Origin of the sequence: Microbacterium sp. 2FI, from assembly GCF_005502885.1 — a bacterium.
In the GTDB taxonomy this organism is placed as follows: Bacteria; Actinomycetota; Actinomycetes; order Actinomycetales; family Microbacteriaceae; genus Microbacterium.
The window spans coordinates 208,879-222,670 of sequence record NZ_SCMR01000004.1 but is presented as its reverse complement, the minus strand read 5'-3'; the positions used below and the strand labels follow the sequence as shown (position 1 = coordinate 222,670).

Sequence of the window (13,792 nt, the reverse complement as noted above, 5' to 3'; positions counted from 1 at the left end):
ACGCCCCGAAACGACGGTGGCGTCGTCGGGCGCGTCGTCGTCGAGTGCGGGAGGCTCGGGCGCGGACGTGCCGGGCGCAGGCGCGCGGCCGGCACGACGGACCGGGATCGTGCGCTCGTCGGGAGCGTCCGTCACGCGTCGCTCCGGACAAGCCGCACTTCGGCGTCGCCGAGGAGGAAGCGGTCGCCCGCTTCGGTCTCGACGCCGGGAGTCACCTCGACCTCGGTGCCGAGAACCGTGGCGAACAGCACGCCGTTGGTCGAGTCGAGGTCGGTGACGAACCAGGTGTCGTCGCGCAGCTCGAGCCGGGCGTGGGTCTTGGAGACGGTCCCGTCCTCGATCGCGACGAGCTGCGCCCCGGGGAAGGCTGAGTCGGCGACCGGACGGCGGCCCAGGATCACGACGTCGCCGCCGAGCGCGACCGGCTCGCCCGAGGGCAGCACGAGCGACCAGTGGGTGCGGCGGCGGCGCGCGATGATCGTCTCCTCGATCGCGTCGTCGGGGATCTCGGGACGCGTGTGCAGGGCCGACACCGACGAGCGCGCAGAGCGCGGGGAGCCGGCATCCGGCGCACCGGCGATCGCCGAGACCGGACCCGAGGTCTCGGGGAACGCCTCGGGGTCGCTCTGCGGCGACCGCGCCGGCGCCCAGGGCTCGTCCTCGACGCTCGTGGAACGAGCGGCGGGCACTCGCGTGACGGGGGGCAGCGTGAGGCCCGCGGGCGTGTCGACCGGCGGCTCGACCACGCGTGCGGGCGCATACGCCACCGGCTCGGGAGCGTCATCGTGCTCGAGCTGAGAAGCGGCCTCGGGCTCGGACTCGGAGGCCGCGCCCGATCGGCGCGGGCCGGCATAGGCATCGTCGTCGGACGGGGCATCGGATGCCGCGCTCACCGGAACCGCCGCGATCGGCTCGGGAGCGCCGGAGACTGCGCCGGTCACCTCGCCCGTGAGGTCCAGGCCGGCGACGGCGAACCCCTGCCACGGGTCGTCGGCGGCCTTCTCGGCCGGAACGAAGGGCGAAGCGGGAGCGGCCGGCGCCGCGGCACCCGCGACGGCGGGCCGCTGCGGAAGCGGCGGCGGCGCCCAGCCGCCCGGAGGCGGCGTCACCTGCGGGGCCGGGGCCGCAGGAGCCTGCGGTGCGCGCCCGTAGGCGGGCGGTGGGGCAATGGGGCTGTAGGTCGCGGCTGTCTGCTCACCCGGAGTCGGGAACGGCGGCAGCGGCGGCAGGTCGTCGCCTGCGGCGTTCTCGCTGCGGCGCGGGCCGGCATCGGCATCCCGCCCGACCCACCGGGCCGAGCCGAAGCCGATGATCGACGCCCAGACGGGGAAGAGGAGCGCCGCGACGACCGCCATCCCGCCGCGGTACCCGAAGGCCACCCCGATGCGATAGCAGGCGATGATCTCGATCACCACGACCACCAGCACGCCGACGATCGGCACGAGCCCGATCAGCAGCAGCCAACCCGAGAAGCCGCCGAGCTGGAACAGCACCACGAGATTGAGGACCGGCACCCACGCCTTCCACCCCTGCACGCCGGACTTGCGGAACACGGCAGCGAGCGCGAGAGAGGTCCAGACGTAGAGCGCCAGCCAGAAGACCAGCGACACCAGGCCCAGAGCTACGGCGGTGGAGTCATCGACAGGTGTCATGATGCGGGACGCGCGGACACGGCGGCCCGGCGTCTCCCCCTCTCGGCGAAGCGAGTGCGAACGCCCGCAGCGGGCGCCAGCGGACGGATGAACGATCTCAACGATACGGTCGCCAGGAGCCTGCGCCACACGCCCAGCTCGCGACGCACCTCGCGGCGCTCCGCATCGACGCTCTTCCAGTACGCCGCAGCGGCGTCGAAGTCCTGGTGGTCGTCCGAGAACACGGCCCGGTCGGCGACCCGCGCGAGGTCGGCGCCGCCGCTCGTGGCGAAGGAGTCCGCGAGCTCCAGTCGTGTGAGCGTGCGCGGGGCATCGCGGCGGGCATCCACGGCGGCATCGACATACTCGTCCCAGCCGCCCGCGATGCGCGCCGCCGGCGTCGCCGCACGCCGGCGGCCGCGACGGCGGGCCCCCTTCGCCGCCATCACGGCGAGGAACGGGCCGAACGCGAGCAGCAGCACGAGCAGCGCGATCGCGCCGATGCGCAGCACCGGCCACAGCCACGCGAGGTCGGGCCCGGAGGCGTCGGCGGTCGCGTCGCCCGCCGAGGCGTCCTCCTGCACGGGATCGGGCGGAAGCACCTCCTCGACGGAGTCGGGGCGCACCTCGGTGACGTTCTCGGGATCGCGCTGCTCGGTCACGTCCAGGCTCGGCGACTGCTCGTACTGCGGCGTCACATCCACGGCGACCCAGTCGCCGTCGGCGGACTGCACCTCGGTCCACGCGGCGATGTCCTGCGCGCGGCAGACGCCGCCCTCGCACGCCGCGAGGCCGGCCTCGTCCGCGACCAGACGCGCGCCGAGCACGATGCGCGAGGGGAAGCCCAGCTCACGGGCGATCAGCGCAGCGGCGACGGCGAACTGCTCGTCGTCTCCGATCGCGGCGACGTAGTTGCCCGACGCCACCGCCCGCGGATCGGTCTCACGCTCGAGCAGACGCGAGAACATCGCATCGATGCGGGCGAGCGAGTGCCCCGACGCGCTCGGCTGGAACGAGTAGCCCGAGAGCTCCGTCATCCACTCGGCGGGCTCGTCGCCCTGCTCGAGGCCGTGGCTGAGGTAACCGCGCTCGCGCAGCAGCGTCACGAGTCCGGCCAGAGCCGCACCGTCGGAGCCCGTCGCGTGCTCCTCGACCCACGCCTGCAGGCTCTCGGGTGCCGCGGGCTCGGCACCGGCACCGCCGGGCGCCGTGATCTCGGCGAGCTCGACGGCGCCGGGCTCGATCGCGTTGACGACGTACGCATCGCCGGCGGCGAGCCCCCCGCCTGCGGTCTGCACACCGGCCGATGCCGCGGCGCTGTAGTAGAAGCGGTCGGCGAGGGCGGCACCACGCTCGCCCGCGAAGTCGACGGTCGCCAGACGCCCTGCCGTCGGCATCCAGATGCCGCGAAGACCCTCGATCGCGAACTCGACCTCGACCGGCGTCCCCTCGCCCGCATCGAGCACCGACGGAACGCGCACGTACCGTCCGTCGTCGATCGCGCCGCTGCCGCCGCTGCGATAGACCTCTCCGTCGTAGGCGTCGAGAGTCGCGAGCCGGACGCGTTCGGGGAGGTCGCCCGGAGAGGTGACGGTGAAGAGCACCGCGTCGGCGCGCGTATCGGCGAAGAGCGATCGGTACTCCGCGAGCGGGCTCACCGACGCCGACAGATCGATCTCGGGACCGAATGCCGAGCGCAGCACATCGCGGTCGGCCCCGCGCGCCGCGAACGGCACGACCGCCACGGCGATGATCACGGCACCCGCGATCATGCCTGCGCCGAGCGCGGTACGGCGGCGGTCGGCGCGCGACGGACGCCGTGACACCCGCACGCCGCTCGATGCCGCGGCGCGCTGGAGCGCGTGCACGCGCTCGTCGTGCGTGCGCCACGCGAGCCACAGGAGCACGGCGAGAAGCGACAGCAGGCCGAGCGCCGTCTCGACGGGTGCGTAGAGCTGCAGCGTCCCGATGACGAGGGGCGCGCTCACGCTCGTGCGGCCGAAGAAGAGGCCGAAAGACACCATCCCGATCGCGACCGGGGCCGCGAGGAACGCCGTACGGCCCTCGCGCCACGCGAGCAGCAGAAGGGCGCAGGTGCCCACCAGGAAGACGATCAGCGCGGGGACCAGCAGGTTGCGGTACGTGCCGACGGGGAGTTCGACGGTGACGAGGTCCTTCCACGCCAGCACCGCGCCCGCGGTCGCTTCGCCGAGCCCGCGCACGAGGTCTGGCACGCTCCCGAGGCGCGAAGGCACCGCGAGCGGCACGCCGAGCAGCAGGAAGGCCACGGCGACCGCCGCCGCCGAGATCCAGGCGCTCCAGCGCAGCCGCCACGAGACGACGGCGATCGCGGTGGCGACGACGGCGGCGACCCCGACCAGCAGCACGAAGTGCCACGAACGGTAGATCGGCCACGCGGCGACGGCGGCGATGACGACGATGACGGCGGCGAACGCCGATCCCACGACGATGCGCGGGACGACGAACGCGGCGCGCTCGACTCGGGCGGCATCCCGCCGTCGTGCGCTCATGACGTCGCCCCCCGCAGCAGGAGCCCCGAGAGGTCGTCGAGGGTGCCGACGGTGAGCACGGTCAGCCCCGACAGCGGCTGCATGCGCGGGTGCGCCCGCTCGTCGCAGATCACGGCGAGCACCGCGGTGTCGACGGGGAACGCGAGCGCCGCCTGCTGCAGCCGCACCAGCGGAACGCGCGAGCCGACCACCACGAACGCGATCGAGATGCGATCGCCCGACTCGGCCGTCAGCCGGCAGACGTCGCGCACGCCCATCGTGCTCTCGAGCTGCGTCACGCCGCTGAAGCCGTCGAGCATCGGGCGGACGGATCCCGAGGGGATGTGGCGGATGGCACGCAGCCGGCCGCGCACGACTCGCGGGATCTCGGATCCGGTGACGATGGAGACGTCGCGTGCGTCGCGGACGGCCCGCATGCCCAGCGATGCGGCACAGCCGACGGCGAGCTCGAACTCGTCCGCGTCGGCGTACTCGTTCTCAGCGACACCCAGCACGACCGCCATGCGGGAGCGGCGCGACTCCTCGTATTGGCGCACCATGAGGCGCCCGGTCTTCGCCGTCGACTTCCAGTGGATCTGGCGGCGCGAATCGCCTGGGGTGTACTCGCGGATCGCGTGGAACGACATGTCGGAGTCCACGAGCCGGCGCGTCGGGCTGCCCTCGAGGTCGCGGATGAGGCCCGCGCTCGTCGACGGGAGCGTGGTGGTCCGCGGGTGCACGTACACCTCGTGGATGTCCTCGAAGGCGTGCTCGCGGCGCAGCAGCCCGATGGGGTCGCTGCGGACGGTGGTGGCAGGCCCCACGGACACGATCCCGCGGCGCAGCCCCGGGATCTCGAGCGGCTGGGCGACGGTGTGGCCAGGGCGCAGCAGGGGCACGCCGAACTCCACGAGCCCCGCGCCGACGGGGATGTCGATGCGGCCGGGGAGGGCCGTGCGGTGGCCGTGGTTGCGCACGATGATCTCGCCGGTCACGCCGTCGCCGGCGACCACGCGCTCATGCGCGAGCGAGAGATCGACGTCGTACGAGCGCGCCCCGAAGAGGAAGGGGACGGATGCCGCGAGCAGCAGCGCCGAGACGGCACCGGCGACCATCCACTCGACCCAGCCGAAGGCGATGCCGAGCCCGAGTCCGATGCTCGCCGTGAGAACGACGAGAACGCCCGCCGGACGCACCGTGCGCGCGGCCCACGTCGCCGCCGCCGAGATCGCGGCGCCCGCGCTGCGCAGTGCCTGGGTCGTCCAGACGGCTGTGCGCACGAGCGTGCGCCCGCGGCGCGACGCGGTCACCGAGGTCGCGGTGGCGTGCGTGCGTCCCCCCGTGCCGGTCGACGCGGAGGTGCGGGTGAGACGGGACTCGGTCAGACTCATACGGCTTCGCGTCTCGAGGGCGGCGCGACGTCGAGCAGCACCTGGCCGATGACGGCCTCCTGCGTCACGCCGTCGAACTCGGCCTCGGGGTGAAGGATCAGTCGGTGCGAGAGCACGGCGACGGCGAGCGACTTGACGTCGTCGGGCGTGGAGTAGGTGCGGCCCTGCGAGGCGGCGCGGGTGCGGGCCGCCCGCGTGAGTGCGAGGGCGCCACGGATGCTGACACCCAGCCGCACCTCGTCGGCCGACCGCGTGCCGTCGACGATGCGCGCGATGTAGTCGAGCACGAGGGCATCGACGTACACCTGGGCGGCGAGGTCCGACATGCCCACGAGCGCCTGCGGCGTGATGATCGGAGTGAGCTCCGCGGTGGCGACCGCGGCGCCGTCGAGGATGCGGACGGTCGCGGCGTGGTCGGGGTAGCCGAGCGACGTGCGCATCATGAAGCGGTCGAGCTGGGCTTCGGGGAGCCGGTAGGTGCCTGCCTGCTCGACCGGGTTCTGCGTCGCCAGCACGAGGAACGGCACGCCGACCTGCCGAGAGACGCCGTCGATCGTGACGCTCCCCTCCTCCATGACCTCGAGGAGAGCCGACTGCGTCTTCGGGCTCGCGCGGTTGATCTCGTCGGCGAGGACGATATTGGCGAAGATCGGGCCCGCGTGGAACTCGAACACGCCCTCCTTCTGGTCGTAGACGCTGATGCCGGTGATGTCGCCCGGCAGCAGATCGGGCGTGAACTGGATGCGGGTGTTCGAGCCCTGCACCGACTGGCCCATGGCCCGCGCGAGCGAGGTCTTGCCGGTTCCCGGCACGTCCTCCAGCAGCACGTGGCCGTCACTGAGCATCGCGGTGAGGACGAGTTCGACCGTGTGGCGCTTGCCGAGCACGGCGCGCTCCACGTTGTCGGCGATCTGGCTGAACGTCTGCGCGAACCAGGTGGCCTGTTCCTGCGTGATCGTCATGGGGTGTCCTCTGTGGTCGGGGTCGTGAGTGGGTGGGGATGCCGGGCGTCAGGGCTCGGGGTCCGGGTCTGGCCCCGGTCCGCCGCCACCACCGCCGCCGCCGGGCGGCAGATTCGGATCGCACGTCGCCGAGAAGGAGGCGTTCGCGGGCGAGAGTCCCCAGCCCTGCGCGTCCCAGTTCACCGACACCGTGACGCCCTCGACGTACACGGCGCCCACCGGCACATCCCACGTGCCGGCAGTGTGCGGGAGCACCGCGCCGTCTTCGTCGTAGTAGCGCAGATCGGCGTTGCCGAACGACACCGCGGCGGAGCCGCCGCCGGGCGCGCTCGTCGCCGACCAGCCGTTCGTGAGTGCGGAGCCGCCCACGCAGGACTGGACGCCCCAGTTCGCCTGCAGCTGGTACGGAGCGCTCCCCGATCGGGGCGTGACCGTCGCCCACGGCGTGTAGTCGCCCCACAGGTCGTGCACGTAGCGCACCCGGATCTGCGGGTCGCGGCCGAAGACGCCGGTCGGGTACCCGTCGAACTGCACGCTGTTGAGGAACGGCACGCGGTCTCGGGAGTCGGGTTCGGAGCGGATGACCCACTCGGCACGATCGGAGCGGACGTTCGGCGCGCCGTCGACGAGGAACGTCCAGCCCTTCGGCGCACTCCCCTTCTGCTTCGCGCGCACCGATTCGGTGACGGTGCCCGAGCCGAAGGACGAGCCGTCGAACCACGAGTCGACGCACATCGTGAAGCGGTACTCGCGGCCGTCCGGGAGTCCCGCGAAGATCGCCGTCTCGCCGCTTTGGACCGGGGCGCAGCGATCACCCTCGCGGACGATGCCGAATCGGAGCACGGAGCCGTCGCCGTTCCGCGTCGCGGTGCCGGATGCAGCCACCGTCACGGTGCCGTCGTCGTTCGCCGACGACGTCAGCGTCAGACGCAGGTCGCGGGGAGCGCCGATGCCGTTCGCCGACACGGTCGTCGCGGCGCCCGAGGTGCTGCCGGCGAGGCCCGGCGGCAGCTCGAAGCGCGAGAACGGCGTGATCGTCACCGGCGTCGCCGCGTTCGTGCCGACGCGGTACGACGGCACCTCCAGACGTGTCTGGTTGCGGCCGATCGGCAGGCGAACCCGCTCACCGAGTGCGCTCGTGATCTCGATGCTGCCGGTCTGGCCGGGATCGATGCCCTCGATGGTGAGCGAAGCTACGCCGCCCTCGCCGCCGGTGACGACCGGACGCGCCGTCACACGAGACGGCGTCGGCGGCGGGTCGTACGCCCACGCCGCTGTGCGGACGCTCGCGAGCGACTCGCCGACGCTGTTCACCGCGAAAGCCTCGTAGGTGCGCTGTTCGCCGTTCGGTGCCGTGATCGGCGGGCAGACCCCGTCGGCCGAGCATTCCGCGACGATCTCGTCGTCGTGGCGGATCACGAAGCCGCTGAGCGAGGGGTAGGCCAGACGCGCCTCGCCCGGGTCCACGCGCAGAGTGAGCGACTCGTCGTCGTACGCGGTCTGCATCACGCTCGCCGGCGCCTTCGGGTAGCCGAGGAGGTCGAGCAGCAGCCGACCGTCGCGCTCGGAATTCGTGCGCCTGCCCTGCGCGTCGCGCACCGAGAAGGTCGCCGAGCACGTCGCGCCGGGTGCGTCCTCGGTCCACGAGGCCGTGATCGACGATGCCGAGGCGAGCTCGAAGCTGACGCCGACGCACGCACCCGCGGGCCGCACCTCGATGAGCTCGAGGGGCGTGCGCGGCAGCGGATTCACCTCGCCCGAAGCGCCGATCACCGAAACCGTGCACGACGATCCCGATGCCTGCGTGCACTGCTGGGTGAGCGAACCGCCCTGCGGCAGTGTGGAGGGCGCGGCGCCGACGCGGAGGATGAGGCGCACCGGCGCGACCGCGTTGTGGCTGGTCACCGAGACGAGGACGGTCTCCTCGGCGCCGGGCACGGCGCGGTCATCGCCGGTCACGGTGAGCACCGAGCCCGACAGCGACACGTCGAAGGCAGACCCGCCGTACTCGACGGCGTAGACGATGTCGTCCCAGCCTTCGCGCAGCTGCCACGTCGTCATGTTCTGCAGGTCGAAGGTGGTGGTCTCGCCGGGGCCGACCGAGAGCGATCCGGCGCGCAGCGCGGGCTGCGGGTCGAGCGCCTGAACGAGAATCGGCACCGAGATGTAGGTCCACTCCTTCTTGCCCTCGAGCCGCACCGGCACCTGGCAGGCGTCCACCCAGGGCGCTCCGGCACCCGAGTCGTACCGCACGCCGGTCGCGCCGTCGAGCGTGCACGCCGCTTCGGCGCGAGCGCCCGAGACCCGGACGTCGGAGCCGACCTCGAGGCGCATCCCGCGGGGCGTGGCCACGAGGTCGTCCATGTCGAAGGTCACCGACTCCAGTTCGGTCACCTCGGGCGCCGCCGCGCCGGCCCGGAGCGCCAGCGCCAGGTCGTCGTCTCCGGGCACCCGCAGGAACGCGTAGGTCGTGACCTCTCCGGAGGCGCCCTCGCCGGTCACCGCGAACGGGATGAGGCGGGTGCGCGCCGGCAGGTCTCCGCTGAGCTCCCAGCCGTCGACCTCGACGCCGTCGGGATCGCCCCAGAGCGCCACGTCGAGGTCTGCCACGTCGCCGCCCGACCACGCCGCCTTGTCGGCGAGCACGTCGACTCCTCGAGGGAATTCCTCGCGCGTCTCGACGGTGAGGATCGTGTCGGCCACGATCGGGTAGTCGGGCACGCTCTCGCGCACGACCTTCACCACGATGCGTCCGCGGCCCGTGTTGCCCGAACTGGACTCGACGTCGTAGAGGAACGACATGGTGGCGGGCTCGGTTCCGGCCTCGACGACGACCGTCGCGTCGTCGAGTGAGGCGATCTGGTCGGCGAGGCGCGCATACTCGGGATTGGCGTCGCCCTCCGATAGCGTCACCGGGAGATCCGGGCGCACATCGGTGATCGCGAGCGTGCCGGCGGTGGGGTCGACGTCATTGGCGAGCGGGCTGATGCGGATGGTGTTGCCCTCGCCCGCCTGCACCTGCACGTAGTCGGTGAAGGTGACCGGGCTCGGGTTGGACTGCGCGTCGAGCACGCCGATGCGCACCGTGCCCTCGCCGGTCTCGCCGAAGGCATCCACTACCCGGTAGCGGAACGACGCCTGCCCGCGGTCACCGGGGACGCTCGAGTACAGGATCGAGGCCCCGTCCGCCGAGATCGTGGCCGCGCCCCGCGCAGGCTGGCTCACGATGCTGTCGAGCGTCACGACGTCGCCGTCGGGGTCCATGCCGAAGCCGTCGAATTCGACGAGGGTCGACTGCCCGCTGAGCACGCGGCCTTCGAGCGTCTCGGGTGCCGGTGCGCGGTTGGAGTCGGCGGCGAGCACGCGCACGCGCACGCGAGCGGTGTCGGCCAGCATCGGCGCCCCGGTCGTGAACACCGAGTACTCCACCGTGTACTCGCCGGCCTTCGTCGGAGCGAGGTAGCGCAGCACGTCGCCCGACGCGAACGCGAGCGCGTCGTCGGTGGAGGAGACGACGATCGACGGATCGAGGGTCGGCCTGCCGCCAGCCGGCGCGATGTCGTTCTCGAGGATCGGGATGTCGATCTGGGCCCCCGCGCGCACGGTCACGGTGTCGTCGACGGCGATCGGGGCGAGTTCCGGTGCCGGCGGCAGCAGATACACCGTCGCCTCGCCCTGCACGCTCGCACCCTCGTCCTCGGTGCCGTCGCTGATCGTGTACGTCACCGTTCCCAGGCGTCCCGAGCCCCCGGCATCCGTCGCCCCCGACACCCGCAGGTGGTTCTGGCCCACCGCGTCGACCGAGAGCATCGCGCCGTCGTCGGCCGTGGCGACCACGTCGCTGAGCAGCAGCACGCGACGCGTGGGGTTGGAGACCGCCGCGAAGACGTCGAGCGTCGCATCCTGCTGCGGATGCACGAACGCGACAACCGGCGCGGTCGCCAGCTGCGGCGGCGCGTCGGCGGGAAGCACGGTGATGCGCGCGGTGCCGTTGGCATCGCTGAGCCCGTCGGTCACCGTGAAGTCGACGCGGAAGGTTCCCGGCGCCTTCGAGGTGAAGTCGAACGAGGTCGTACCGCCGACGACGGTGGCCGTCGCGGCCGCGTCGTCGAGCACGCGCACCGACTCGAGCGACATCATGCCTGCCGTGCCCGTGACGTGCGGAGCGACGTCGACGGTGATGCCGGCGTCGATCGTGTCGAGCACCGTGAAGGACTGCACGACGAGCTCGGGATCGGGGGTCACCCGCACCACGAGGGACTTCTCGGCCGTTGCGCCCGAGGTGTCGGCGACGGTGACCACGAGCTCGATGAGCACTTCGCCGCCGGCACCGTCGTCGCTGTGCTGGTAAACGACGTCGCCGCCCGGGGTCGCGGCGACGCTGCCGACGCCCGAGGGGTTCTCGACCGACAGCAGCAGCAGCGGGTCGCCCTCGGGGTCGACCCATCCCGGCAGCACCGGCACGGTGAGCGTTCCGCCGCGGACGACCTCGGGCGCCGGCCACTCCACGAGGCAGCGCTCCACGCCGCACCATTCGGGCGCGGAGTTCGCCGACGTGGCGCTCAACGTCACCGTCGTGGGCTCGGAGAGCAGTCCGCCCTCGCTCGTCCCGTCGGTGACCGCGTATGAGAAGGTCGCCGAGCCCTGGGCTCCCGGAGCCGTGCGGACGGCGAGACGCTGGCCGTCGTCGGTGATCGACACGGTGCCGAATCCGGGATCGAGTCCGGTCACCGACGCCGGGTCGATGGTGAGGACGTCTTCGTTCGGGTCGTGGTCGTTCAACAGCACCGACAGCGACGACAGGGTCCCCGCCCGCACGCCGAACGCATCGGGCTCGGCGATCGGCGGCTTCGGATCCAGCTGCACCGGCAGCTGCTCTTCGCTCGGCACGGCATCGGGATTCGTGCGATCGTCGAGCGACCACTCCTGGCTGGACGTGACCAGCGCACCGTCGGGCACCGTCCAGGTCCAGCCGGTGCGGGTCTCGTTGAGGATCACGGCCTCGGGGCTGTCGACGAACACCGGCCGGCGCTGGTCGGGCATGGTCTCGTCGGCGTAGTCGAGCGGCGTCGCGCCGCCGCTCTGACTCCAGAGAACCCCGTCGGCGCTCCCCTGCGGCAGCCACGCGGCATACACCTCGCCGTCGTGGACGATCGGCTGCGCCGGGGTGCCCAGCACCGCGGTCCCGGTTCCGTAGCGCACCTCGAAGCCGCCGCCGTCTGTCGGGATGCGCACGAGCGAGGTCTCGTCGGCGAGGTAGAGCGACGCTCCCGTCGGATCGGGGCGACCGACCACCACTGCGCCGGTCGTGGGAGCGGATGCCGCGGCATCCGTCCCGCTCAGCCAGACGTCGCCGTCCTCGGTGTCGACGACCGCCCACGTGTCGCCGGCCGCGGTGATCGCGGGGGCCGCAAGCCCGTCGGCCAGGAGCGGGTCACGGCCGCGGACCGCGCCCGCGCTGATGTCGTAGCGGAGCACCGAGCCGTCGGCACGCGAGTACGAGAAGAGGACGCCGCGATCGTCGACGGCGATGGCATCGGCCGCGTACTGCGGCGCATCCTCGTCCTCGGTCGGGAACGGGTCGAGCTGCACGGCGCCGCCCGTCGACAGGAGGCCGGCGAATACGGCCCCGACATCGGTGCGATAGGCGACGAAGTCGCCGGCGGTCACCACATCGGTGGTGCCCGGGGGCGTCGACTCGGAGGCCTGGAGCGCCTCTTCGTCGAGGTCGGCCGGCATCGCCTCATCGATGCGGGTCACCTTGCTGTAGCTGTCGCTGAAGAGGTATGCCCCGTCATCGGTCTGCACGACCTGATCGGGATTGCTGATGCTGCGAACCGTGTCGAGCTCGCCGACCGAGGTGTTCACGCGGGCGTAGCGGCGCCCCTCCGCGGTCTGCAGCGCCCACACCGCAGTGTCGACCTCGGGGACCTCCTGCGCGTCCAGGCCCGGCCAGACGGCGGATGCGACGACGACGAGCGTGACGGCGGCGACCGAGGCCGAGAGTCCGATCACGGCGCTCCGGCGCATCACAGCACCCCCGTGGCGAAGAGGGTGGCGACGACACCGGCGATCGCGGCGACGGCCGCCACGGCCGCCCCCACCATCCAGGGCGTCGCGCGCCGGCGCTGCGGGGTCGGCGCCGAGAACTCGGTGTCTTCATCGCGCGCGAGGTCGGCGACGCCCGACCCGGTGCGGACCTTGCGTCGGTCGTCGCGCTCGATGCGGGAGCGTGCGGGTCCGCGCAGCTCGGAGTCGGAGAAGTCGACGGGAGCCGACGCCGCGGACCACTCCGCCTCGGGGATCTCGAGGGGCGTCGGCGATGTGCCGAGCTCGGTCTGCACCGCGCGCAGCGCATCGGCGAAGGCGCGCGCCGAGGGCTGGCGTCGCGACGGGTCGCGGCTCATCGCAGCCGCGAGAAGCTCCTGCAGCGATTCGGGCACGTCGGTGCGGGCGATCGGGGTGTAGGTCGCCCGCGCGATGCGGCGACGCAGGAGTTCTTTCGTGTTCTGGCCGCGCTCGCGGCGCTCGAACGGGCTGTGGCCCGCGAGCAGTGAGTAGATCGTCGCGCCGAGACTCCACACTTCGCTCGCCACCGTGCCGACCGTCTGCTCGGCGACGACCTCGGGCGCGCTCCACGGGATCGACATGGCGAGCACCTCGTCGGCGGTCTGGCGCAGCAACGACGACGAGATGCCGAAGTCGGCGAGCACCGGTGTGCCGAACGTGGTGACCAGGATGTTGCTCGGCTTCACGTCGCGGTGGACGAGCCCCGCACGGTGCGCCGACTCGAGCGCGCTGGCCATGCGCACGCCGATGACGAGCACCTCGTCGACGGGGATGCGCTCCAGGCGATACCGCTGCGAGAGCGACCCCGGGCAGAACTCCATCACGATGTAGGGGCGGCCGTCGGCCGAGATCCCGGCCTGGTAGACCGTCACGATGGACGGATGCGCCGACAGGTGCGCGAGGACGTCGGCCTCGGCATTGAACATTCGCCGCAGGTCGGGGTCGCGCACGTCGCTCGGCATGACCTTGACCGCGACGTTGCGCCGCGGCATGTCCTGCTCGTACAGGAAGACGTCGGCGAAGCCGCCCGAGCCGAGGGGACGGATGTAGACCAGTCCGGGAAGGATCGGAGGAGCGGACGGAAGCCGTGACGCCACCTGGCTCTCCCCCCGAGTCGATACGCCGTCGCCACACGACGGCCGAGCCCGCCGAAGGCGGGCGCAAACCCGGCAATGCTAACAAAGTCATCCGGGAGAGACTGAACGCGGGCTGTGGGGCGCTGCGCGCGA

6 protein-coding genes are annotated in these 13,792 nt (G+C 72.4%); all 6 read right to left on the bottom strand.

Annotation, left to right across the window (positions count from 1 at the left end; all coding sequences use genetic code 11):
• Positions 1 to 131: 131 nt before the first annotated feature.
• Genes FFS15_RS06215 through FFS15_RS06190 form a run of 6 tightly spaced genes read right to left on the bottom strand, consistent with a single transcriptional unit; the run spans position 132 to position 13,660 of the window.
• Positions 132 to 1,652, bottom strand: a complete 1,521-nt coding sequence (locus FFS15_RS06215) for a DUF5684 domain-containing protein (protein WP_137844135.1) — start codon at positions 1,650 to 1,652, stop codon at positions 132 to 134.
• Positions 1,649 to 4,162, bottom strand: coding sequence for a transglutaminase domain-containing protein (locus FFS15_RS06210; protein ID WP_137844134.1), 2,514 nt, complete (start codon positions 4,160 to 4,162; stop codon positions 1,649 to 1,651). Before FFS15_RS06210 ends, FFS15_RS06215 begins: the two co-directional genes overlap by 4 nt.
• Entirely contained in the window at positions 4,159 to 5,532 is a 1,374-nt protein-coding gene (locus tag FFS15_RS06205; protein ID WP_137844133.1) for a DUF58 domain-containing protein, read from the bottom strand. The genes FFS15_RS06210 and FFS15_RS06205 overlap by 4 nt, the downstream gene beginning before the upstream one ends.
• On the bottom strand, positions 5,529 to 6,494 hold the full coding sequence (locus FFS15_RS06200) for a MoxR family ATPase (RefSeq protein ID WP_137844132.1): 966 nt from the start codon (positions 6,492 to 6,494) through the stop codon (positions 5,529 to 5,531). The genes FFS15_RS06205 and FFS15_RS06200 overlap by 4 nt, the downstream gene beginning before the upstream one ends.
• A 48-nt stretch (positions 6,495 to 6,542) precedes the next feature.
• Positions 6,543 to 12,524 carry an Ig-like domain-containing protein gene (locus tag FFS15_RS06195; RefSeq protein ID WP_171013104.1) on the bottom strand — a complete coding sequence of 1,994 codons (5,982 nt, stop codon included), beginning with the start codon at positions 12,522 to 12,524 and terminating at the stop codon, positions 6,543 to 6,545.
• Positions 12,524 to 13,660: a serine/threonine-protein kinase gene (locus tag FFS15_RS06190; protein ID WP_137844131.1), complete on the bottom strand. Its 1,137-nt coding sequence runs from the start codon at positions 13,658 to 13,660 to the stop codon at positions 12,524 to 12,526. Before FFS15_RS06190 ends, FFS15_RS06195 begins: the two co-directional genes overlap by 1 nt.
• Positions 13,661 to 13,792 lie beyond the last annotated feature (132 nt).

What these genes read in the sequence shown, in the direction of transcription:
- FFS15_RS06200 (WP_137844132.1), bottom strand. Translation starts at nt 6,494, where the DNA reads ATGACGATCACGCAGGAACAGGCCACCTGGTTCGCGCAGACGTTCAGC.
- FFS15_RS06205 (WP_137844133.1), bottom strand. Translation starts at nt 5,532, where the DNA reads ATGAGTCTGACCGAGTCCCGTCTCACCCGCACCTCCGCGTCGACCGGC.
- FFS15_RS06210 (WP_137844134.1), bottom strand. Translation starts at nt 4,162, where the DNA reads ATGAGCGCACGACGGCGGGATGCCGCCCGAGTCGAGCGCGCCGCGTTC.
- FFS15_RS06215 (WP_137844135.1), bottom strand. Translation starts at nt 1,652, where the DNA reads ATGACACCTGTCGATGACTCCACCGCCGTAGCTCTGGGCCTGGTGTCG.
- FFS15_RS06195 (WP_171013104.1), bottom strand. Translation starts at nt 12,524, where the DNA reads ATGCGCCGGAGCGCCGTGATCGGACTCTCGGCCTCGGTCGCCGCCGTC.